Genomic DNA, 23,013 nt, shown 5'->3' on the forward strand with positions numbered 1-23,013 from the left:
ATGGCCACTTATTCAGGGTATGAAAATGTAAATATTCTGTCTAATATATTAATAATCTCAAATAAGACGTTTTAAATATGAATATTGAACTGCGCCATCTGCGCTATTTTATTGCCGTGGCGGAAGAGCTCCATTTTGGCCATGCGGCGGCGCGGTTAAATATCTCTCAGCCGCCGCTTAGCCAGCAGATTCAAATCCTTGAACAGCAAATTGGCGCGCGTCTGTTTGCTCGTACTAATCGCAGCGTCAGCCTGACCGAAGCCGGGAGGCAGTTTCTCGCCGATAGCCGGCAGATCCTCTCGCAGGTCGATGATGCTGCCGCGCGCGCGGCTCGGCTTCACCACGGCGAAACCGGCGAGCTGCGCATTGGATTTACCTCATCGGCCCCCTTTATCAAGGCGGTTTCCGACACGCTGTCGACCTTTCGCCGCCGCTATCCCGATGTACATATTCAGACGCGGGAAACCAACACGCGCGAGCAGATTGTGCCGCTGAACGAAGGCGCGCTGGATCTGGGACTGATGCGTAATACCCAGCTGCCGGATACCCTGGTCTGGGAAAGAGTGCTGCGCGAACCGCTGCTGGCGATGGTGCCCCGCGATCATCCGCTGGCCAGCAAGCCGCGCGTAAGCCTGCGGGAACTGGCGCGGGAGCCGTTCGTGTTTTTCGATCCCCATGTGGGTACCGGGCTGTATGACGACATTCTGGGCTTGATGCGCCGCTACGACCTGACGCCAGCCATCACCCAAGAGGTGGGGGAGGCAATGACGATTATCGGCCTGGTGGCCGCCGGGCTTGGCGTGTCGATTTTACCGGCGTCCTTCAGGCGGGTCCAGCTGTTGGAAATGTGCTGGCTGCCGATCGAAGAGCAGGACGCGGTGTCGGAAATGTGGCTGGTGTGGTCGAAGCATCACGAACAGGGGCAAGCGGCCCGGCGTTTTCGTGAATCGCTGCTTGCCAGCGCCACATGAGACATTTAGGACAAATAACGGCTAAAAATGTGCGGTAAATCACAAGGCTAAGCAAAAATTTGACGAGTACCGTTGAAGTGCTTCACCATAGCCATCAGTTTATTTCGAAGCGCGAAAATAAAGGGAGTCAACGGTGGTAGCGGACAGTCAGCCAGGCCATATCGATCAAATTAAGCAGACCAACGCGGGCGCGGTTTATCGCCTGATTGATCAGCTTGGCCCGGTGTCGCGCATCGACCTCTCGCGCTTCGCGCAGCTGGCCCCTGCCAGCATCACCAAAATCGTCCGCGAAATGCTGGAAGCGCATCTGGTCCAGGAGACGGAAATCCAGGAGCCAGGGAGCCGGGGAAGGCCTGCCGTTGGCTTGATGGTTGAAACCGAAGCCTGGCACTACCTCTCTATCCGCATCAGCCGCGGCGAGATCCACCTCGCGCTACGGGATTTAAGCAGCGCGCTGGTGGTGGAAGAGCAGCTGGAACTGGCGTTACAGCACGTTCAGCCCTTCGCGAGCCGGCTGCTCGATCAGGTTGACCAGTTCTTTATTCGTCACCAAAAGAAGCTGGAGCGTTTAACCGCCATCGCCGTCACCATGCCGGGGATCATCGATACCGAGCACGGTATCATCCACCGGATGCCGTTTTATGAAGACGTTAAGGACATGCCGCTGGGCGAAATCTTAGCCAATCATACCGGCGTATCGGTTTACATTCAGCACGATATCAGCGCCTGGACCATGGCCGAATCGCTGTTTGGCGCCTCCCGGGGAGCGCGAGATGTGATTCAGGTGGTGATCGACCATAACGTTGGCGCGGGCGTGATCACCGACGGTCGTCTGCTGCACGCGGGCAGCAGCAGTCTGGTCGAAATCGGCCACACCCAGGTCGATCCGTATGGTAAACGCTGCTATTGCGGTAACCATGGCTGTCTGGAAACCATTGCCAGCGTGGAGAGCGTGCTGGAACTGGCGCAGATCCGCATGGCGAAGTCGATGAGCTCAATGCTGCATCAGCAGCCGCTGAGCGTTGAATGGCTATGTCAGGCCGCGCTGCAGGGGGATTTACTGGCGCGGGACATTATCAGCGGCGTCGGGAACCACGTTGGACGGATTCTGGCGATTATGGTTAACCTCTTTAACCCGCAGAAAATCCTTATCGGCTCTCCCTTCAATCTCGCCGCGGATATCCTGTTTCCGGCAATATCTGATTGTATTCGACAACAATCGTTACCAGCCTATAGCCGACATATTGCCGTGGAAAGCACCCAGTTTTCTAACCGGGGAACGATGGCTGGCGCGGCCCTGGTAAAGGATGCCCTCTATAACGGATCGCTGCTGATACGACTGTTACAGGGTTAACATTTTTTCATATTCACACCAAAAATTGCGCTATCTCAAGCTGGCTTCCGGCAGCATCGCGTAGACTTTTTCCACAGTTGATTATTTCTCTCCCGTATATTTCATCAACATAACTGTGGGGTTAGTGATGTTTAAGCGTTTCTTCATAACAGGTACTGACACCGCTGTCGGCAAGACGGTGGTTTCCCGTGCGCTGTTGCAGGCACTGGCTGCCAGCGGCAAAAGCGTCGCCGGGTACAAGCCTGTGGCGAAGGGCAGTAAAGAGACGCCGGACGGACTGCGGAACAAAGATGCGCTGGTCTTACAGAGCGTGTCATCGCTGGTGTTACCGTATGAAGCTGTCAATCCCATCGCGTTAAGCGAAGATGAAAGCAGCGTGGCGCACAGTTGCCCGATCAACTACGGACTGCTGTCGGATGGTCTCCAGCGCCTCAGCGGCCAGGTTGAACATGTGGTGGTTGAAGGTACCGGCGGCTGGCGCAGCCTGATGAACGACCTGCGTCCGCTTTCGGAATGGGTGGTGCAGGAACAGCTGCCGGTGTTAATGGTCGTCGGCATTCAGGAAGGCTGTATCAATCATGCTCTGCTGACCGCGCAGGCGATTGCCAACGACGGCCTGCCGCTGATCGGCTGGGTGGCCAACCGGATTAACCCAGGCCTGGCGCATTATGCTGAAATCATCGAGGTGCTGAGCAAAAAGCTGCCGGCGCCGCTGATCGGTGAACTGCCTTACTTACCGCGCGCGGAGCAGCGTGAACTGAGCCAGTATATCGACTTATCGATACTCGGCGAGGTGATGGCGGTAGATAGAATCCCGGCGTAACGTCCGCGACAGCACCGACGCCAGTACGCTGGCAATCAGTAAACCGGGCAGTAAAACGTATTGTCCGGTCATTTCACAAATCATCAGCGTGGACATAATCGGCGCGTGGGTGGTGGCTGCCAGAAACGCCGCCATGCCGGTTAAGCCAACCACTATCGCGATAGCCTGGTAATCAGGTAGCCATAGTCCGGTCAGGCTGGCGAACAGCATGCCAATCCCCAGCCCAACAAACAGCGTTGGGGTAAAAACGCCGCCCGGCGCGCCGGAACCGCTGCTGGCCAGCACGGCGAGCAGCTTGCAGACAACCACCACAATCATGGCGCTGAAGAGCGGCGGCGAAAGAAGATAGCTTTGCACAACGCTATAGCCATTTCCCCAGACGGCCGGCGCGAGCAGCGACAGCAGACCGACGATAAGTCCGCCCAGCGCCAGCTGCCACGGAGGCGACAGGCGCAGCCGGACAAAGCACCGGTGGCTATAGCTCATCAGCCAGATAAACAGCGGCCCGCAAAGCCCGGCCAGCAGCGCCGTCGCCAGCATCAGCGCATAGTGCGTCGCGCTCAGGGTTTCGTGGAATTCAACGTGATACAGCGGAGCCGAATCGCCGTTCAGCAGATTGGTCAGCAGCAGGGCCACCACCGCGGCAATCACCACCGGGCCAAGCGACGCCAGCATCAGGGTGCCGAATAAGATCTCGGCGATAAACAGGCTCCCGGCCAGCGGAGCGTGGTAAGCGCTGGCCATCCCGGCGGCGGCGCCGCAGGCTACCCATAGCTTCCACTCTTCTTTTGGCGTAAAGCGGCGGGCGAACAGCGACGCGGCCAGCGCCGCCAGCAGGATCATCGCCCCCTCGCGACCGATGGCGCTGCCGGTCGTCACCACCAGCAGAGAGGCCAGCGATTTTACCAGGCTGGCTGGCGTATCAAACACACCGTCGCCGGTCTCGAGCGCTTCCATATAGTCGGTTGGTGCACGGGGCCGCGCAAGGGTGCGGCGCTGCCAGAGCCAGAGCAGGGCGCCAGCCGCAAGGCCGCCAAGCGCGGGCGTCAGCAACCGACGCCATGGTGGCAACGACTCGGCGGCGTTCACCAGGCTTCCGCTGTCATTGCTCAGAAACAGGCTTTCCAGACCGGTCATCGCATGGCGAAACAGGGCAACCGCGAGCGCGGCGAGGACGCCGACCAGCATGGCGATAACCATGCGGCGAAACATAACCTGAACATCAGGATAAGCGTGAAGACGATGCATCAGCGAATTCGGTTAACGGGGAATGGGGCTTATTTTTACCGGGAATAAGCATAGACGCAAAAGCGATAAGTGCGAAAGAGGCTAAAGGTGACGTTGTCACTAAATGCGTTATGCCCGGCGGGCGGGCATAACGTCAGGGCATTAGCGGTAGAGCGGCTTATCCGCGACCGCGCAGGGCAGCCGCGCCTGCCATCGCGTCAGCGTTTCTTGCGCCAGCTGACCAAGAGCCTGATAAAAAGGGTTTCCCGCCCCGGCAATAAACACGCTCAGAAAGCGGCCCGACCACGGGAGAAGATGCCAGGCCAGAAGCTGGTTAAATGCCTCATCCTGACCGGATTCACAAAGCCAGGCCGCCAGCAGCAGCAGCGTACCGAAGTGGTCTTCCGGTTCAGCGCGTTGCTCAGACAAACCGATGCCGTTAGCCCGCATCCACTCGCGCAGCGCCAGCGTAGAGTCGCCAAACAGCACGCTTTCTTTATCCAGCCAGACGGAGCCCCACGGCGGCGCAGGCAGCGCCCACGGGCCGATGAACAGCCGCTGCCAGGCGTCCGCCAGCGGTTCATCGTCTTCGAGAGCGAACTGCGCCGCCAGGCCGTTCGCGACCGGCCAGGGCCACTGACTTTGCCAGCTGCCGTCGCGCAGGGCGGCAACCAGCGGAGCAGCCTGCTCGCTGCCCGGAGCATAGGAGAACAACGCCCCCAGCGTACGGGCGCTGAGTGCGACGGCATCGCGGTCTTGCGATTGCATCATATCTATTCCTTACTGCAGAGGGTGCCGCGGCACCCATTCATTAACCGGCAATCGCCGTACCGACGGTCATATGTAGGCCATAAAACAGGCCGCGACCGATAAACTCGCCGAGTAATACCAGTATCAGTCCGAGCAGCAGGCTGGCGATGCGCGGGTTTTTCTTTCTTGCCAGCGGGCAGATCCAGCAGCCAAGGCCCAGCGCCAAAAATGCTAAACGCAGGATTTGTAGCCAGCCGTAGTTTGGCAGCAGGGCGCTGGCCTGCTGCACGGAACTGCGGATCTCCGCCAGTTCGCTGTTCTGCAAAATGACCACGGCCAGGCTTGCCAGCAGCGCGAGGACGCTCATCGACGCGAAGACCGTGCCGTTAAAAGGCACGTTGGCTACCCGCAGCAGCAGGGCGGCGAAAAGCGGCCCGCACAGCACCATCGTCAGGAAGAAGGCGGCGGTGGTGTAGGCATTATACCAGGTCGGCACGGTATTAATTTGATAGACCAGGGTCATCTCCAGGACGAACAGGCAGCCGAGCAGCATGGTGAGCAGAAGCCAGGCCTTGGCCAGGATTGCCGGCATTTTGCCGAGAAACGTCAGCAGCCACCAGACTCCTCCGACGGCGAAAAACAGCGCGCCGCTGGCGATTTCATTACTTAACGCCGATGCGCCGACCCGGGTAAGAGAGTTAAATGCCCGCAGCGGCGAGCCGAGGTGGATAATCGACGCCAGAAAGCCAATCCCCATGACCAGCCAGATAAAAAACATGCAGCGCACCAGGCGCTGCCGGGCTTCGGAGTTATTATTCAGCGAAAGCCAGCCGAGCCCGCTGACGATTATCGCCCCTGCAACGCTTTGCCCCAGCACCGTAAACAGCACCAGCGGCCATTCATGCCATCCATTTCCCATTTTACACCTCCTTCGGATTGGCCAGATAGCCGGTGGTATCACCGCACGGACGCGAGTTGGCGTTCGGTTTGATCGCGATACTCGGCCTGGTGAAGTGCGCGGACGGCAGCGGGGCGACGGCGGCAAGCTGACCGTGCTTTTCGCGCAGTTCTTCGATGGGACCAAAGTCGAGCGCCCGCAGCGGGCAGGACTCGACGCAAATCGGCTTTTTACCCTCGGCGACCCGGTCATAGCAGCCGTCGCATTTGGTCATATGGCCCTTTGCCGCGTTGTACTGCGGCGCGCCGTACGGGCAGGCCATATGGCAGTAGCGACAGCCGATGCATACCTCTTCGTTCACCACCACAAAGCCGTCATCGCGCTTGTGCATGGCGCCGCTGGGGCACACTTTTGTGCAGGCCGGGTCTTCGCAGTGGTTGCAGGCGATGGACAGGTAATAGGCGAAGACGTTTTGCTGCCACACGCCGTTGTCCTCCTGCCAGTCGCCGCCCGCGTATTCGTAGATGCGGCGAAAGCTTACGTCAGGCGTGAGGTTTTTATAATCCTTGCAGGCCAGCTCGCAGGTTTTACAGCCGGTGCAGCGGGCGGAATCGATAAAAAATCCATACTGAGCGCTCATGGTTTACTCCTTAAACCTTCTCGATTTCGACCAGATTGGTGTGCTGCGGATTGCCTTTAGCCAGCGGCGAAGGACGGTGCGTCGTCAGCGTATTAATACAGGAGCCGCGATCGATACGATCGCCATTCATGTTGGCGTCATGCCAGGCGCCCTGGCCCATCGCCGACACGCCGGGCATGATGCGCGGGGTCACCTTAGCCGGAATGCGCAGCTCGCCGCGGGCGTTGAATACGCGCACCATATCGCCGTTCTTAATCCCGCGCTTTTCGGCGTCCAGCGGATTTAGCCACACCTCCTGACGACAGGCCGCCTGCAGGACATCCACGTTGCCGTAGCTGGAGTGGGTACGTGCTTTATAGTGGAAGCCGAACATTTGCAGCGGGAATTTCTCGCGCAGAGGATCGTCCCAGCCTTCGAAAGTAGAAGCGTATACCGGTAATGGACTGATGGTTTCGTCTTTTTCCAGCTGCCATTTGGCGGCGATATCCGCCAGACGGCTGGAGTAGATCTCGATTTTACCCGACGGTGTTTTTAGCGGATTGGCGACCGGGTCTTTGCGGAAGTCGCGGTAGGCCACAAAGTGACCGTTGGGGTCTTTACGTTTGTAAATTCCCATATTTTTCAGTTCATCGTAGCTCGGGAGCGCCGGGTCTTTCGCCAGCATCTTCGCGTACAAATGCTGCAGCCACTGCTCCTGGGTACGGCCTTCGGTAAACTTCTGGTGGACATCCTCGCCAAGCCGTTTTGCCACTTCGCTGAGGATCCAGTAGATAGGTTTGCGCTCGAATTTAGCGGAGGTAACTGGCTGAATAAAGATGAGATAGCCCATATTGCCGGCGTAGTCGTTGGGAATAATGTCTTCCTGCTCGACGGTCATCAGGTCCGGCAGCAGGATATCGGCGTATTTGGCCGAGGAGGTCATAAAGTTTTCGATAACCACGATCGTCTCGCACTTGCTTTCGTTCTGCAGGATCTCGTGGGTCTTATTGATATCGGAGTGCTGGTTAATGATGGTATTGCCGGCGTAGTTCCAGATGAATTTAATCGGCACGTCCAGCTTCTCTTTCCCTCGAACGCCGTCGCGGGTGGCGGTCATCTCCGGGCCGCGATCGATGGCGTCGGTCCAGCTAAAGCAGGAGATGGCGGTTTTGACCGGGTTGGTCAGTACCGGCAGGCGTTCAATGGTGATGGTATAGGTGGATTCGCGGGCGCCGCTGTTGCCGCCGTTAATGCCGACGTTGCCGGTCAAAATAGGCAGCATGGCGATCGCCCGGGAGGTCAGCTCGCCGTTAGCCTGGCGCTGCGGACCCCATCCCTGGCAAATGTAAGCCGGCCTGGTGCTGCCGATTTCCCTGGCCAGCTTGATGATGCGGTCGACGGGAATGCCGGTGATCCGCGAGGCCCATTGCGGCGTTTTCGCCACGCCGTCATCGCCCTGTCCGAGAATATACGCTTTGTAATGCCCGTTCTTCGGGGCATCTGCCGGCAGCGTTTTTTCATCGTAGCCGACGCAGTACGTATCGAGGAACGCCTGATCGACCAGATTTTCATTAATCAGCACCCAGGCGATGCCCGCCACCAGCGCGGCGTCGGTGCCGGGGCGAATCGGGATCCACTCATCCTCCCGCCCGGCGGCGGTGTCCGTGTAGCGCGGGTCTATAACGATCATTCGCGCGTTAGAGCGCTCTCGCGCCTGTTCTAAATAGTAAGTGATCCCGCCGCCGCTCATGCGGGTTTCCGCCGGGTTATTGCCGAACATCACCACCAGCTTGCTGTTTTCGATATCGGAGGTGCTGTTGCCGTCATTGCTGCCGTAGGTGTAGGGCATGGCGCAGGCAATTTGCGCGGTACTGTAGGTCCCGTACTGGTTTAACGAACCGCCGTAGCAGTTCATCAGGCGCATAACCGGTGAGGCGGTGGGCGACGATCGCGTCATATTGCCGCCGACAATCCCGGAGGAGTAGTTAATATAAACCGCTTCGTTGCCATACTCTTTGACGATGCGTTTGAGATTGTCGGCGATCGTATCCAGCGCCTCCTCCCAGCTAATGCGGACAAACTTGCCTTCGCCGCGTTTGCCGACGCGCTTCATGGGATAGTTAAGGCGGTCGGGATGATTAATGCGGCGGCGGATGGATCGGCCGCGCAGGGAGGCGCGCACCTGGTGATCGCCATAAATATCCGCGCCGGTATTGTCGGTTTCGACCCAGACGACTTCATCGTCACGCACGTGTGAACGCAGGGCGCAGCGGCTGCCGCAGTTGACCGAACAGGCGCCCCAGACGATACGCTCCTCGCCGTGAGCGGCTTCTTGCACCGCGGCAGCGGCGTGACTCAGGCTGAAAGGCAGCGATAAACCGCCGGCGGCGAGAGCCAGCGAGCCAAGGGCGGTTGATTTGATTAGCGTTCGACGGGTAAGGCCGTCGGTATGTTCCTGGTTAGACATTGCTCACTCCATGATTTTGTTATAATGGCGTAATGCCAACGCCTTCGTAAGGTCGGCGTGGAGAGTGAGGAATCATACTTAAAATGGAGTAGAGAGATCTTATCCCTGGTCAACCGAGGGATAAGACTTCTCCAGACATTCGGCGAGGTTACTGCGCACCGCTGTCGCGGGTATAGATGATTTTAAAGGTGTCGTTGGCGCAGTGGCCGACAACCTGTGCGCCGGGCCGATCGGGCTGGTCGTTCGGGACTATCGTCAGGCTGAAGCCCGATTCCGGGACGCCGTTGTTGATGATTTTTTGCTGAATATCGCTTTTTACCCGCTCGCAGGAATCCGGCGCCGCGAAAGCAGCCGTCGAACCCAGCAGCAGAGCCGCACATAGCCAGGGTGATAGTTTCATCATAAACTCCTTATTAACGTTATCCAGATTTAAGCATAGCAGAAGTGGTGTAAACAATTGTATTTGCTAATATGATTGAACTATGCACAAAAGGAATCGCGCGTGAAAAAACGGTTGTTGCTGTTACTGGCTGTCGGGGCGCTTAGCGCCTGCGATGAAAAGGGCGCGCCGCAGGCCTTCACCCCGGAAATGGCCAGCTTTTCTAACGAATTTGAGTTCGATCCGCTGCGCGGGCCGGTGAAAGCGTTTAGCCAGACGCTGTATGACGAACACGATCAGGTGGTGAAGTGGGTTAAAGGGCGTTTATCCAGCGAAGGGTGCTTTGACCTGCTGGCATTTGAGGATCGGGAGAATAAAACCGGCGCGGCGTTGGTGCTGGACGCTAACTACTACCTGGATGCGCAAAGCCACGAAAAGCGCCTGCGTTTACAAGGCAAATGTCAGCTGGCGGAAATGCCCTCGGCGGGGGTCTCCTGGGAAACCGATGATAACGGGTTTGTCGTCACCGCTCGCGGCAAGGAGAGTACAGCGACGTACCGCTACGATAGAGAAGGCTATCCGCTGGGCAAAACCACCATGGCCAAAGGTGAACAATTTACGGTGGCCTCAACGCCGTCATCCGATCCGCGCAAAAAAATGGACTACACCGCAGTGAGCACCTTCAATGACCGCGCGCTGGGCAACGTAAGCCAGACCTGCGATTACGACAGTCACGACAACCCGGTAAGCTGCGAGCTTAAGGTTGTCGACGACAGCGTGCAGCCTGCGTTAACCCGCCACTACACCATCAAAAGCACTATTGACTATTACTGAGCCGTCGGTTTCAGCAGCGTCTGGCCCTGCGGTTTATGCTCGGCCAGATACTGGTGCTGGAACAGGCACATGCGGATGGTATTGCGGTATTCGCCGTTAATAAAGAATTCATGAATCAGCTCGCCTTCCACCATAAATCCGAGCTTGCGGTAGATGTGGATCGCTTTTTCATTTTCTTTATCGACGATGAGGTAGAGCTTATACAGGTTGAGCACCATAAAGCCGTAGTCCATCGCGAGCTTAGCGGCGCGGGTGGCCAGACCTTTCCCCTGATAATCGGGAGAGATAATGATCTGAAACTCGGCGCGGCGGTGCACGTGGTTGATTTCAACCAGCTCAACCAGTCCGGCCTTTTCGCCGTCGCATTCAATGACAAAGCGGCGTTCGCTCTGATCGTGAATGTGTTTGTCGTACAGGTCGGAAAGCTCAACAAAGGCTTCATAGGGCTCTTCAAACCAGTAGCGCATAACGCTGGCGTTGTTGTCGAGCTGGTGGACAAAGCGAAGGTCTTCGCGCTCAAGCGGGCGGAGTTTGACGTGATAAGCGTCAGTCATGGGAGTACCTGTGTGTTATAGCGAAGTTTTGGTGATTGTGGCGCCCGTGCGGGCGCCATTCATTACGGGGTAATGGTGCGACCGGTGCGGCGGTCAAGGCAGCGCAGGGTGTTAGGCTCCCAGTACGCGTTGACGTTCGCGCTCTTCTGGCAGTTGTCCTGGGCGTCAAAAGCCACGTCGGCTTTATCCCACTCTTTTTCGGCGCGCTTGTTGACCTTCTGGCGTAAAGTGCGGGTGTCATTCCACTGCTCTTTTTCCATGGCGGCCTGCTGGCGGCTCTGGGCGCTGTCGCCGGATTCGATGACCAGCTTGTCCGTTTTGGCGAATGACGATGCGGTAAAGACCACCGCGCTCAGCGCCAGTAGGGCAGTCAGGCACCAGCGTTTGTTCAGTGTTGTGTTCATCACGATTTCCTTTAAGCGATTCCCTTGGATTGAGTTTACTACATCTCCTTTCGACGGCATACCCGACAAAACAGAGTAAACGACGGCCATTATTGCGTAGAATGCGTTAACGCTTGTTCAACTTACGACGCTTTGCATGTTAAAAACCACGCTGCTTTTCTTTGCTACCGCCCTGTGCGAAATCATTGGCTGCTATTTACCCTGGCTCTGGTTAAAACGCGGGGCGACGCCCTGGCTGCTGATGCCGACGGCCCTGGCGCTGGCGCTTTTTGTCTGGCTTCTGACGCTGCACCCCGAGGCCAGCGGACGGGTTTATGCCGCTTACGGTGGGGTGTACGTGTGTACTGCGCTGCTGTGGCTGCGCTTTATCGATGGCGTCAAACTCAGCCACTATGATTGGGCCGGCGCGCTGGTTGCGCTGTGCGGCATGCTGATTATTGTGGCCGGCTGGGGACGCGCATAGCCTCTTTTACTGAGTGAGCCGGGCCAGGTGATGCTGTCCCGGCCCATCTCTTCCTGCCTTCTCGCTCGCTTTCTCTGTTCACGCCGCTTGTATCCCCGATGGGATACTGTGATCTGCCGCGTCTTTTTCGATCATTATACTTGTATGGTAGTAGGTCTGATGGTTTACTTTTACCCACTAACCGCACAGAAGTAAGGAATGAGAAATGAAGATCGTTGCCGCTGAAGTTTTCGTCACCTGTCCGGGACGCAACTTCGTCACCCTTAAAGTCACCACTGATGACGGGATCGTCGGATTAGGTGACGCGACGCTAAACGGTCGCGAGCTGTCCGTTGCGTCCTATCTGCGGGATCATCTCTGTCCGCAGCTGATTGGCCGCGACGCGCATCGCATCGAAGATATCTGGCAGTTTTTCTACAAGGGCGCCTACTGGCGTCGTGGTCCGGTCACGATGTCGGCGATTTCCGCTATCGATATGGCGCTCTGGGATATCAAGGCGAAAGCCGCAGGCATGCCGCTCTACCAGCTGCTGGGCGGGGCTTCGCGCGAAGGCGTGATGGTCTACTGCCACACCACGGGTCACTCCATCGATGAAGTGCTGGATGACTACGCGCGCCACAAAGAGATGGGGTTTAAAGCGATTCGCGTGCAGTGCGGCGTGCCGGGGATGAAAACCACCTACGGGATGGCGAAAGGTAAAGGACAGGCCTACGAGCCGGCAACCAAAGGCCAGTGGCCGGAAGAGCAGCTGTGGTCTACCGAGAAGTATCTCGATTTTACGCCACAGCTGTTTGCCGCCGTACGCGAAAAATTTGGCTTTAACGAGCATCTGCTGCACGACATGCATCATCGCCTGACGCCGATTGAAGCGGCGCGTTTTGGTAAGAGTATTGAAGATTACCGCCTGTTCTGGATGGAGGATCCGACCCCAGCGGAGAATCAGGCGTGTTTCCGTTTAATTCGTCAGCATACCGTCACGCCGATTGCCGTCGGAGAGGTGTTCAACAGCATCTGGGATTGTAAACAGCTGATTGAAGAGCAGCTGATTGACTATATCCGCACCACCATTACCCACGCAGGCGGGATTACGGGGATGCGTCGGATCGCCGATTTTGCCTCGCTTTATCAGGTACGCACCGGTTCACACGGGCCGTCCGATCTTTCTCCGGTCTGCATGGCGGCCGCGCTGCACTTCGACCTGTGGGTGCCGAATTTTGGCGTCCAGGAATATATGGGCTATTCCGAACAGATGCTGGAAGTCTTCCCGCACAGCTGGACGTTTGATAACGGCTATATGCATCCGGGTGAAAAACCGGGGCTGGGAATTGAGTTCGATGAAAAACTGGCCGCGAAATACCCCTATGAACCGGCCTATTTGCCTGTAGCGCGTCTGGAAGACGGCACGTTGTGGAACTGGTAAAGAAGGAAGTCAAAATGAAAAGTATCGTGATTCGCCAGCCCAACGAACTGGTGATTGAAGAGCGTCCGATCCCGCAGCCTGCCGCGGGCGAAGTGCGGGTAAAAATTAAGCTGGCGGGGATATGCGGTTCCGATAGCCATATTTATCGCGGCCACAATCCGTTTGCCAAATACCCGCGCGTTATTGGCCATGAATTTTTTGGCGTTATCGACGCCATCGGAGAAGGGGTTACCGACAAAGCCATCGGCCAGCGGGTCAGCGTTGATCCGGTCATCAGCTGCGGCCATTGCTATCCTTGCTCGGTGGGCAAACCAAACGTTTGCACCTCTTTGGTGGTGCTCGGCGTGCATCGGGATGGCGGCTTTAGCGAGTACGCGGTGGTGCCGGCGAAAAATGCCTGGCAGGTTCTGGACAACGTGACGGACAGACATGCGGTGATGATTGAGCCTTTCACTATCGCGGCCAACGTTACCGGGCACGTTTCGCCAACCGATCAGGATATCGCGCTGGTCTACGGCGCCGGGCCAATGGGCCTGACGACCATTCAGGTGCTGAAGCGGGTGTATCGCGTTAAGCAGGTCATCGTGGTGGATCGCATTGATGAACGCCTGGAGATGGCCCAGCGTAACGGCGCGGATTGGGTGATTAACAACAGCGTCGTGCCTCTGGCGGATACGCTGAAGGCGGAGGGGGTACTACCGACGCTGATTATCGATGCGGCCTGTCATCCCTCGATTCTACAAGAAGCGGTCACCCTGGCTTCTCCGGCGGCGAGAATTGTTTTAATGGGATTCTCGACGGAGCCTTCGCAGGTTGCACAGCAGGGTATTACCGGCAAAGAGCTCTCTATTTTCTCGTCGCGTCTTAACGCCAATAAATTCCCGGTGGTCATAAAGTGGCTGGAACAAGGCTTAATTAACCCGGAGGAGCTGATTACTCATCAATTTGCTTATCAACATGTTATCGATGCACTGGAGCTTTTTGAAAATGACAGGAAACGTTGCTGTAAGGTTTTATTAACCTTCAGCCAATAACAACAGGTGCGGACTCTGTATTCTACAATTAGAGATAATCATTATGACTACCGTAAAAAATGAGAGAACCACTTCCGATCTCATTCGTGCAGCCGTATCTGGTTGGTTAGGCACGGCACTGGAGTTTATGGATTTCCAACTCTATTCCCTTGGCGCAGCGCTGGTTTTCCATGAGATTTTTTTCCCGGAGCAATCCGCCGCCATGGCGCTGATTCTGGCAATGGGAACCTACGGCGCGGGCTATATTGCGCGGATCGTCGGCGCCTTTATTTTTGGTAAAATGGGCGACAGTATTGGGCGCAAGAAGGTTCTGTTTATTACCATCACTATGATGGGGATCTGTACCACGCTTATTGGCGTGCTGCCAACCTATGCCCAGGTTGGTATTTTAGCGCCGGTGTTGCTTGTGACTTTACGTATTATTCAGGGGTTGGGCGCCGGGGCTGAAATATCAGGTGCGGGTACCATGCTGGCGGAATATGCGCCGAAAGGTAAGCGTGGAATTATCTCTTCGCTGGTGGCTATGGGCACCAACTGCGGTACGTTAAGCGCCACGGCTATCTGGGCGGTGATGTTCTTCGTGCTGGACCGTGAACAGCTCGTCGCGTGGGGATGGCGTGTGCCGTTCCTGGCAAGCGTAGTGGTGATGATCTTTGCCATCTGGCTGCGTCTCAATCTGAAAGAGAGCCCGGTTTTTGAGAAAGTGAGCGAAGACAGCGTCCTGCAGAAAGAGATAGCAACCCAGGAAGGTACCTTTAGCGCCATGCTGAAAAGTAAGTCCTTCTGGCTGGCGACGGGTCTGCGCTTCGGACAGGCGGGAAATTCAGGATTGTTGCAAACTTTCCTCGCGGGCTATCTGGTACAAACATTACTGTTTGATAAAGCTATCCCTACCGATGCGTTAATGATTAGCTCTGTTATCGGCTTTATTACCATCCCATTCCTTGGGTGGCTGTCAGATAAAGTGGGGCGTCGCTTACCCTATATTATCATTAATATTTCAGCCATTATTCTGGCGTATCCCATGCTGTCGATTATTGTGGATAAGAGCTATAGCGCGAGCACCATCATGGCGTCACTGATCGTCATTCATAATATCGCGGTATTGGGTCTGTTTGCGCTGGAAAACATCACCATGGCGGAAATGTTCGGTTCACGTAACCGCTTTACCCGCATGGCAATTTCAAAAGAGGCGGGGGGATTAGTCGCCGTAGGCTTTGGCCCGGTGCTGGCCGGTATTTTCTGCAATATGACCGGTTCCTGGATGCCCATTGTTGTGATGCTGGTGTGCTACTCCATCATTGGCTTAATTTCCGCCATTCTGATGCCTGAAGTGCGCGACCGCGATCTGAGCTTGCTGAATGACGCCGCAGACTGCGCGCCGCAAAATAAAGCGGTGGGTAACGGGCAATATATTTAAAAAACACAAACTCCGCACCGAATGATGATCGCCGTAAATAACATTCTGCCGGGCCATTAGCCCGGCATTTTCACTCTTTTATTCCCAGAAATACCGAAAGTATAACTCGTCCGTCTTCTTGTATGGTAGTTGATAAAAGTCAAAGATATCATACCAATTGCATGAGATGGTTTATTTCACCAGCCGGTTCCCACTTACCGTGGGGATCCAGAAATCATAAGTATGAGAGCCACCATGGAACATATGCTATTAACAGCGAACGCCACGCTGCCAGCTTACGATCGCAACCGTCTTATTCCACGCATCGTTCATTTGGGCTTTGGCGCATTTCATCGCGCTCACCAGGCGGTATATGCCGATATTCTGGCGACAGAACACGGCAGCGACTGGGGCTATACCGAAGTGAACCTGATCGGTGGCGAGCAGCAAATCGCCGATCTGCAACAGCAGGATTTACTTTACACCGTCGCCGAAATGTCGGCGGATGCCTGGACCGCCCGCATTGTTGGCGTGGTCAAAGAGGCGATGCATGCCCAGGTCGATGGTCTGGAAAGCGTGCTGGCAAAAATGTGCGAGCCTCAGGTCGCTATTGTGTCATTGACCATTACCGAAAAAGGCTACTGCCACTCGCCGGCCAGCGGTGAACTGCAGTTAGATCACCCGTTGATTGTTGCCGATTTGCAAAACCCTCATCAACCGAAATCCGCGCCGGGCGTGGTGGTAGAAGCGCTGGCACGCCGCAAGGCGGCAGGTCTGCCGGCTTTCAGCGTGATGTCCTGCGACAATATGCCGGAAAACGGTCACGTCATGCGTAATGTCGTCTGCGCCTATGCCCGCGCCGTCGATGCCGAATTAGCCGAGTGGATTGCGCGCAGTGTCACTTTCCCTTCTACCATGGTTGACCGCATCGTACCGGCGGTGACGGCCGAAACGCTGGAGAAAATTGAACAGCTCACCGGCGTTCGCGACCCGGCCGGCGTCGCCTGCGAACCGTTTCGTCAGTGGGTCATTGAAGACAACTTTGTCGCCGGTCGTCCGCAGTGGGAAAAAGCCGGCGCTGAGCTGGTGTCGGACGTGCTGCCCTTTGAAGAGATGAAGCTGCGCATGCTGAACGGCAGCCACTCGTTTCTTGCCTGGCTGGGCTATCTGGCGGGATACCAGCACATTAATGACTGTATGCAGGACGAAAACTACCGTCGCGCCGCGCGTGCGCTGATGCTGGAGGAGCAGGCGCCGACGCTGAACGTGCAGGGTGTGGATCTGGCACGCTATGCCGGTCTGCTGATCGAGCGCTATAGCAACCCGGCGCTGAAGCACCGCACCTGGCAGATAGCGATGGACGGCAGTCAGAAACTGCCGCAGCGGATGCTGGATTCGATTCGCTGGCACCTGGCGCATGGCGGCGACTTTACGCTGTTGGCAATGGGCGTCGCGGCCTGGATGCGCTATGTCAGCGGGGTGGATGACCAGGGGCAGGCGATTGAAATCTCCGATCCTTTACTGCCGGTGATTGCGCAAACCGTACAGAATAGCGCAGACGGCGAAGAACGCGTGCGCGCGCTGCTGGGTATTGAGGCTATTTTCGGTGCCAGTCTGCCCCAGGAGAGCCGTTTCGTGAACGCGGTGGTTCGCGCTTATTTATCCCTGCAGCAGCACGGCGCAAAAGCGACCGTAGCGGCCTGGGCTCAGGCAAACTAATTTATTTCACCCGCGTGCCGCCGGTCCCGGCGGCATTGCCCTCATGCTTTATCCCTGAACGCTTTTCCCGCCAGAAATATATTTCGCGTCAGGCGCAATCTTTGATCCAGATCGTTGAATATACATAACTTTATCTAACAACAGTTAAGTATAAATAACTGATGTTTATTTTAATGAATTAAATATTTATCTGGGTGATTATTCATTCTCCTGGTGAAGTAAATATGGCATGATGAGTTAACTTACTAAGTTTCCTCAGAAAAAAGGAGAACGGACTATGTACAAAAAAATTTTGCTGCCCGTAGACGTTTTTGAAATGGATTTAAGTGACAAAGCGGTTCGCCATGCTGAGTTTTTAGCATCAGCGGATGAAGGGGAGATTACGCTGCTCAACGTTCTGCCGAACAGCAGCAGCTCAATTTTACGCGGTTTTGCGGCCGATATACGTAAGTTTGAGGCCTATATGCGTGAGGAATCGGAGAAAAAGATGAAGACAATATCCCGTCTGTTCTCCATTCCCGCCGAGCGGATTCATTCCAGAGTAGTCTTTGGCAACGTGCGCGATGAAATTCTGGCGGTGAGCGGCAATGAGGATTTTGACGTTATCGTTATTGGTTCCCGCAAGCCGGGTATATCCACTCATCTTCTTGGTTCAAACGCTGAGTCGATTTTACGTCACGCTAAAATACCGGTTCTGGTTGTCAGGTAAGTCAATTTCTCGCGGCAGATAACCTGTTCTGCCGCAACTCGTTTTATTTCTCGCTGAACCAGTCGCTGTTTTCCTGACGAACAAGCAGCACGGACTCGCTAATTTCTTGCAGATGCAGGCGCATGGCTTTTTCAACCGCATCCGGATTGCGGGCGACCAGCGGCTGGAAAATATCATAGTGCTGACGCAGCATCATATCGGGTGGGGTCACATGATCGAGGCTCATATAGCGCACCCGGTCAATGGTGGCTTTAATATTCTCGACGGTATCCCAGGCGAGCTGGCAGTCGGCGATTTGCGAGAGCTTCTGGTGAAATTCGTCATCCAGCTGGAAAAAATCCGTTAACTGCTGCCGCTCCACCGCCGTACGCTGCTGATTGAGATTTTGCTCAAGCTGGTAGAACTGTTCATCATTCACCATTCCTGCGGCGCGTCGCACCACGGCGCATTCGATGGCCTGGCGGACAAAACAGCCGTTACGCACCTGCGAGAGCGAGATTTTATTCACATAGCTGCCGCGCTGCGGACGGATCTGAATTAAGCCATTTTCAGCCAGTTTGATAAAAGCTTCGCGTACCGGTTGCCGGGAAACGTCAAAGCGCACGGAGACTTCTTTTTCCGAAAGAGGGGTGCCTGGCGGGATCAGACAATGGACGATATCCCGACGCAGGATACGATAAATTTGCTGATTAACGGGCTGTGTCGGATTCAGTTGTGCTTCTGCGGCCATGGATGATTACTTTTATATGAGGTATTTGCGCTATTTTACGCGTTTTTTGTCTTCCAGCCCAGACCCGGCCCGCGGGCCGGGTTACAGAGCTTAGCCCTGGCGGTGCACGTTCAGTCCGGCAAAACTTTGGCTGACCGGCATGATTTCCAGGGTATTAATGTTGACGTGTTTTGGCAGGGTTGCGACCCACCAGACCGCTTCGGTGCCGTCTTCCGGAGTCAGAGCCTGGGTATTTTCGTAAGCTTTCTCGGCTTTAGCGTCATCACCTTTAAAGCGCACGTTAGAGAATTCGGTGCCACCGACCAGACCGGGCTCAATATCGGTCACGCGAAGGGCGGTACCGTGAAGATCGGTACGAAGATTGAGGCTGAACTGACGCACAAACGCTTTGGTCGCGCCGTAGACGTTACCGCCAGCATAAGGCCAGGCGCCGGCGACCGAACCGATATTGATTACGTGGCCGCGATTACGCTCAACCATTCCCGGCAGAACGGCGCGGGTCATATACACCAGCCCTTTGTTATTGGTGTCAATCATGTCTTCCCAGTCTTCAATGTTGGCTTTATGCGCGGGCTCCAGTCCCAGCGCCAGCCCGGCATTATTGACGAGAACATCAATCGCCTGCCAGTCTGCCGGCAGTCCGGCAATCAGCTCTTCAATGGCTGCACGGTTGCGCACGTCCAGCTGGGCGGTATAAAGGTTCTCGCCCAGCTCATCTTTAAGCGTTTTCAGGCGTTCTTCGCGACGCCCGGTGGCAATCACTTTGTGACCGTTAGCGATAAAACGGCGAGTTATGCTTTCACCAAAACCCGCTGTTGCTCCGGTAACCAGGATAATCATCTTACTGTTCCTCAACGATTTTTGTGTCTTCATACCATAGCACGCGATCCCGGCGACGGGTAATGGAAATCACCAGACCTCTCCGCCGAACGCGGCGGTGAACAGAGTAATCATTGCGGTCAATCAATGAGTTGCCTAATCTTACAGAATAATCGTGTTCAGGAGATGAAGATGTCGGAGAACAATCCTTTTTTTAGCGTCAGTCTGCTGCCTTATCAGGCGCCGCGTTTCGATTTGATTGACGTGAGTCATTACCGTCCGGCCTTCGACGAGGGCGTTCGTCGCCAGCGCGCAGAGATTGCCGCTATCGCGAATAACCCGCAGCCGGCTGATTTTGCCAACACGCTGGAAGCCCTGGAACAGAGCGGCCAGCTGCTGGCTCGGGTAACCAACGTCTTCTTCGCTATGGCGGGCGCGGAGACCAATCCGGCCATTCAGGCGCTTGATGAGCAGTTTTCCTCTGAGCTGGCGGAACTGGCGAATGATATCTGGCTCAACGATGCCCTTTTTCAACGCGTGAAGCAGGTGTGGGAGCGGCGAGAGTCGCTCTCCCTTGACGCCGAATCCCGACGTCTGCTGGAGGTGACCTGGCAACGCTTTACCCTTGCGGGAGCCACGCTTGCGGACGATCAAAAAGCGGCGCTTCGCGCGCTGAATACCGAAGCGGCAGCGCTGCAAAGCCAGTTTCAGCAGCGCCTGCTGGCGGCGGTAAAATCTGGTGGTCTGGTGGTGGATTACGCTCATCAGCTCGCAGGGCTTAGCGACGATGAGATAAGCGCAGCGGCAGAAGCCGCGCAGGAGAAGGGATTAGGTGGTCGCTGGCTGCTGCCTTTACTCAATACGACCCAGCAGCCCGCGCTGGTTTCGCTGCAGGACAGGCAGACGCGAGAGAATTTGTTTGCAGCAGGCTGGACGCGAAATCAGAAGGGCGATGCGAATGACACTCGCGAGCTGGTACTGCGGCTAGCGGAGCTCCGCGCGCGCAAAGCGCAGCTGCTGGGCGCTGATGACTTCGCCAGCTGGTCAATGGCCGATCAGATGGCGGGCGATCCGGCAGAGGCGTTTGCCTTTATGCGGCGAATCGCCCCGGCGGCGAAGGCGCGGGCCGAGCAGGAGCTGGCGGATATTCAGCAAGTTATTGATAATGAAGGCGGTGATTTCCGCGCGGCGGCGTGGGACTGGCTCTATTACGCCGAGCAGGTGCGCAGGGCGAAATTTGCCATCGATGAAGCGCAGCTCAAGCCCTATTTTGCCCTCGACCGCGTCCTGCGCGACGGCGTGTTCTGGACGGCGACACAGCTGTTCGGTATTCGCTTTGTCGAGCGATTCGATATTCCGGTTTATCATCCGGACGTGCAGGTATGGGAAATTATCGACGCTAACGGAGAGGGAATTGCGCTGTTCTACGGCGACTACTTCTCGCGGGACAGCAAAAGCGGCGGGGCGTGGATGGGCGTATTTGTTGAACAATCCACCCTGCGTGCGCAGCATCCTGTAATTTATAACGTCTGTAACTACCAGAAACCCAAAGCCGGACATAGCGCGCTGCTTTCCTGGGATGAGGTCATCACCTTATTTCACGAATTTGGGCATACCCTGCACGGCCTGTTTGCCAGCCAGAAGTATGCCAGCCTGTCGGGAACCAATACGCCGCGCGATTTTGTTGAGTTTCCTTCACAGATTTATGAACACTGGGCCAGCGAGCCGCAGGTATTTGCCCACTATGCGCGGCATCATCAAACCGGGGAAATCATGCCGGCCGCGCTGCGCGACAGCATGTTCCGCGCGGCGAAGTTTAATAAAGGCTACGACATGAGCGAACTGCTCGCAGCGGCGCTGCTGGATATGCACTGGCATAGCGTGAGGGAGGATAAACTCCCGGACGATGTCGATGCGTTTGAAGCCGCGTCCCTGCGTGCGGAGAATATGGATCTGGCCGCCGTGCCGCCGCGCTATCGCAGCAGCTACTTTTCGCATATTTTCGGCGGCGGATACGCCGCGGGCTATTACGCTTACCTGTGGACCCAAATGCTGGCCGATGACGGCTACCAGTGGTTCGTTGAGCAGGGTGGTTTAACCCGCGCAAACGGCCAGCGCTTCCGCGAAGCGATTTTGTCTCGCGGCAATAGCACTGATTTAGCAGAACTTTATCGCCAGTGGCGCGGACACGATCCGCAGATTGAACCGATGCTGGAAAACCGCGGGCTGAGCTAGCCGAGCGTTGTTTAGAGCAGAAGAAGACCGGGCGCAGCGCCCGGTTTTTTGTCTAATTTTTTCTTCCCCAAAATCCCTGCAAAACTTTTCACCAAAATAAATCTTTAAATTCAGATAAAATATGGTGTACCTCATCTGTAGGAGATTTGCTCCAGATAGCCCGCCACTGAGCGGTTTTTTTTATAGCTAAAAATCACGTATTTCCCCTTTCAGTTCATTTTTTCATACTGGTTATTCCGAACAGAACTATCTATATTTAATTTTGCTGAGAGATTTGGTAAATCAGCAGGGTATACGCGGATAAGCCAGGTTTGTTTATCCAGTTAACTAATCAACCGACCACGACTGGCTATATATAAGGAATAAAATTATGGCTCAGATTCCAGCATTACTTGAATCAGGAATTGTTATTGGTGGCGATTTGGAAGAAAATCAATGGGTTGTCATTCCCTACGATGAAATGAATGTTTCAGTGAAATGTAATTTTCCAAAAGTTGTTCATACCGGTTATAAAGGATTGGTGTATGGAGATGTTCTTCCAACCTATTGGGAGGCGGTTGCTTATCCTGATGAGCCCTTTATGCCCGTAGAGGCGCCGGGAGAATTTGTTACAACAGGAAAGGAATCGAAAATATGGGCAGGTAATGGTTCATCCACTGTGGCCATGGGTGAGCAATCGCGAATTATTATCGGTATCGAATATAGCCCTGAAGATGAAGAGGAACACACTATTAATGGTTGTAAGGCATTTGCTCTTGGTGATTCCTCCAGTGCCAGTTTTAAAAACCCACCAGGCAGCGATAACTTATTAATCACCGCTGGTATAGATAGTTATATCGATCTTGGCGAAGCTACCAAATCGGTTGGAATGGTAGCTGGTGATAACAGCACTCTTTATGCCCGCGACGCCAATGATAATGTCGCAATAGCCACGGGATATCATTGCGATGTTAATGCTGAAAATACAAATAATACAGTCATCATCACCGGTGAAAATTCGAGCGCCGCAGTAGGCGAACATGGTATTATTTTTGCCTCACGTATTCTTGAGTCTTTCACTATCGGTAAGGGCGGTGTTGCCTCGGTGGTGTGGCACGATGGTGAGCGTAATCGTATTAAAGTGATTTATGAGGGGGAGGAGGGTATTGAGGCGGGAAGATATTACAAGGTTGATGAGAATGGGCAAGTAATTGAAATCTAATATA

The 23,013-nt window shown here is 55.4% G+C and carries 22 protein-coding genes; 12 read left to right on the forward strand and 10 right to left on the reverse strand.

Annotated features, from left to right (window positions below):
• The first annotated feature begins 77 nt into the window (after positions 1-77).
• From MKleb_RS12415 to bioD, 3 genes are all read left to right on the forward strand, one after another.
• Positions 78-971 carry a LysR family transcriptional regulator gene (locus tag MKleb_RS12415; RefSeq protein ID WP_025105786.1) on the forward strand — a complete coding sequence of 298 codons (894 nt, stop codon included), beginning with the start codon at positions 78-80 and terminating at the stop codon, positions 969-971.
• A 133-nt stretch (positions 972-1,104) separates the two neighbouring features.
• Positions 1,105-2,325, forward strand: a complete 1,221-nt coding sequence (gene mlc, locus MKleb_RS12420; protein ID WP_014229533.1) for a sugar metabolism global transcriptional regulator Mlc — start codon at positions 1,105-1,107, stop codon at positions 2,323-2,325.
• A gap of 127 nt (positions 2,326-2,452) precedes the next feature.
• A complete protein-coding gene (gene bioD, locus MKleb_RS12425) occupies positions 2,453-3,148 on the forward strand; it encodes a dethiobiotin synthase (protein WP_004851267.1) in 696 nt (231 codons plus the stop codon).
• Here bioD and clcB read toward each other — a convergent pair.
• The 6 genes from clcB to MKleb_RS12455 all read right to left on the reverse strand — a co-directional run bounded on the left by clcB (position 3,101) and on the right by MKleb_RS12455 (position 9,509).
• The gene (gene clcB, locus MKleb_RS12430; RefSeq protein ID WP_025105785.1) at positions 3,101-4,396 is read right to left on the reverse strand and encodes a voltage-gated ClC-type chloride channel ClcB; all 1,296 of its coding nucleotides are present in this window, start codon (positions 4,394-4,396) and stop codon (positions 3,101-3,103) included. The two genes, bioD and clcB, sit on opposite strands and share 48 nt — an antisense overlap.
• 141 nt (positions 4,397-4,537) lie before the next feature.
• Positions 4,538-5,146 carry a Tat proofreading chaperone DmsD gene (gene dmsD / locus MKleb_RS12435; protein WP_025105784.1) on the reverse strand — a complete coding sequence of 203 codons (609 nt, stop codon included), beginning with the start codon at positions 5,144-5,146 and terminating at the stop codon, positions 4,538-4,540.
• A gap of 40 nt (positions 5,147-5,186) precedes the next feature.
• Positions 5,187-6,044 carry a DmsC/YnfH family molybdoenzyme membrane anchor subunit gene (locus MKleb_RS12440; protein ID WP_025105783.1) on the reverse strand — a complete coding sequence of 286 codons (858 nt, stop codon included), beginning with the start codon at positions 6,042-6,044 and terminating at the stop codon, positions 5,187-5,189.
• Between the two features lies 1 nt (position 6,045).
• The gene (locus MKleb_RS12445; RefSeq protein WP_025105782.1) at positions 6,046-6,663 is read right to left on the reverse strand and encodes a DMSO/selenate family reductase complex B subunit; all 618 of its coding nucleotides are present in this window, start codon (positions 6,661-6,663) and stop codon (positions 6,046-6,048) included.
• A 10-nt stretch (positions 6,664-6,673) separates the two neighbouring features.
• Positions 6,674-9,109 carry a selenate/tellurate reductase subunit YnfE gene (gene ynfE / locus MKleb_RS12450; protein WP_217076712.1) on the reverse strand — a complete coding sequence of 812 codons (2,436 nt, stop codon included), beginning with the start codon at positions 9,107-9,109 and terminating at the stop codon, positions 6,674-6,676.
• 148 nt (positions 9,110-9,257) lie between these two features.
• Positions 9,258-9,509, reverse strand: coding sequence for a DUF1161 domain-containing protein (locus MKleb_RS12455; protein WP_014838619.1), 252 nt, complete (start codon positions 9,507-9,509; stop codon positions 9,258-9,260).
• A gap of 102 nt (positions 9,510-9,611) precedes the next feature.
• Here MKleb_RS12455 and MKleb_RS12460 point away from each other — a divergent pair, with 102 nt between their 5' ends.
• The gene (locus MKleb_RS12460; RefSeq protein WP_025105780.1) at positions 9,612-10,322 is read left to right on the forward strand and encodes a YnfC family lipoprotein; all 711 of its coding nucleotides are present in this window, start codon (positions 9,612-9,614) and stop codon (positions 10,320-10,322) included.
• Here MKleb_RS12460 and speG read toward each other — a convergent pair.
• Both speG and MKleb_RS12470 read right to left on the reverse strand, forming a co-directional pair.
• Positions 10,316-10,876, reverse strand: coding sequence for a spermidine N1-acetyltransferase (gene speG, locus MKleb_RS12465; protein ID WP_004102449.1), 561 nt, complete (start codon positions 10,874-10,876; stop codon positions 10,316-10,318). The genes MKleb_RS12460 and speG overlap by 7 nt on opposite strands.
• A gap of 62 nt (positions 10,877-10,938) precedes the next feature.
• Positions 10,939-11,280, reverse strand: a complete 342-nt coding sequence (locus tag MKleb_RS12470; RefSeq protein WP_004851259.1) for a DUF1283 family protein — start codon at positions 11,278-11,280, stop codon at positions 10,939-10,941.
• A 136-nt stretch (positions 11,281-11,416) separates the two neighbouring features.
• Between MKleb_RS12470 and MKleb_RS12475 the strand changes: the two genes are divergently transcribed.
• The 6 genes from MKleb_RS12475 to MKleb_RS12500 all read left to right on the forward strand — a co-directional run bounded on the left by MKleb_RS12475 (position 11,417) and on the right by MKleb_RS12500 (position 18,024).
• Positions 11,417-11,743 (forward strand): YnfA family protein, encoded by a 327-nt coding sequence (locus MKleb_RS12475; protein ID WP_004851258.1) that lies wholly within the window; start codon positions 11,417-11,419, stop codon positions 11,741-11,743.
• A 205-nt stretch (positions 11,744-11,948) separates the two neighbouring features.
• Complete coding sequence (gene rspA, locus MKleb_RS12480; protein ID WP_004851257.1) at positions 11,949-13,163, forward strand: starvation-sensing protein RspA; 1,215 nt, start codon at positions 11,949-11,951, stop codon at positions 13,161-13,163.
• A 14-nt stretch (positions 13,164-13,177) separates the two neighbouring features.
• Positions 13,178-14,197, forward strand: coding sequence for a Zn-dependent oxidoreductase (locus MKleb_RS12485; RefSeq protein ID WP_217076713.1), 1,020 nt, complete (start codon positions 13,178-13,180; stop codon positions 14,195-14,197).
• 43 nt (positions 14,198-14,240) lie between these two features.
• The gene (locus MKleb_RS12490) at positions 14,241-15,617 is read left to right on the forward strand and encodes an MFS transporter (protein WP_029946863.1); all 1,377 of its coding nucleotides are present in this window, start codon (positions 14,241-14,243) and stop codon (positions 15,615-15,617) included.
• A gap of 234 nt (positions 15,618-15,851) precedes the next feature.
• Positions 15,852-17,315, forward strand: a complete 1,464-nt coding sequence (locus MKleb_RS12495; RefSeq protein WP_004851251.1) for a mannitol dehydrogenase family protein — start codon at positions 15,852-15,854, stop codon at positions 17,313-17,315.
• 277 nt (positions 17,316-17,592) lie between these two features.
• The gene (locus tag MKleb_RS12500) at positions 17,593-18,024 is read left to right on the forward strand and encodes a universal stress protein (RefSeq protein WP_025105778.1); all 432 of its coding nucleotides are present in this window, start codon (positions 17,593-17,595) and stop codon (positions 18,022-18,024) included.
• A 43-nt stretch (positions 18,025-18,067) separates the two neighbouring features.
• Here the strand turns inward: MKleb_RS12500 and MKleb_RS12505 are convergent, their stop codons facing one another.
• On the reverse strand, positions 18,068-18,754 hold the full coding sequence (locus MKleb_RS12505; RefSeq protein WP_217076714.1) for a GntR family transcriptional regulator: 687 nt from the start codon (positions 18,752-18,754) through the stop codon (positions 18,068-18,070).
• 90 nt (positions 18,755-18,844) lie between these two features.
• The gene (gene ydfG / locus MKleb_RS12510) at positions 18,845-19,594 is read right to left on the reverse strand and encodes a bifunctional NADP-dependent 3-hydroxy acid dehydrogenase/3-hydroxypropionate dehydrogenase YdfG (RefSeq protein ID WP_217076716.1); all 750 of its coding nucleotides are present in this window, start codon (positions 19,592-19,594) and stop codon (positions 18,845-18,847) included.
• A gap of 171 nt (positions 19,595-19,765) precedes the next feature.
• On the opposite strand from ydfG, the gene dcp reads away from it, so the two are divergent.
• Positions 19,766-21,808, forward strand: coding sequence for a peptidyl-dipeptidase Dcp (gene dcp, locus MKleb_RS12515; RefSeq protein WP_025105777.1), 2,043 nt, complete (start codon positions 19,766-19,768; stop codon positions 21,806-21,808).
• A gap of 370 nt (positions 21,809-22,178) precedes the next feature.
• Entirely contained in the window at positions 22,179-23,009 is an 831-nt protein-coding gene (locus MKleb_RS12520) for a YdhT family protein (protein ID WP_025105776.1), read from the forward strand.
• The last annotated feature ends 4 nt before the right edge of the window (positions 23,010-23,013 follow it).

The sequence above is a fragment of the Klebsiella sp. PL-2018 genome (assembly GCF_019048985.1).
GTDB classification, from domain to species: domain Bacteria; phylum Pseudomonadota; class Gammaproteobacteria; order Enterobacterales; family Enterobacteriaceae; genus Klebsiella; species Klebsiella michiganensis.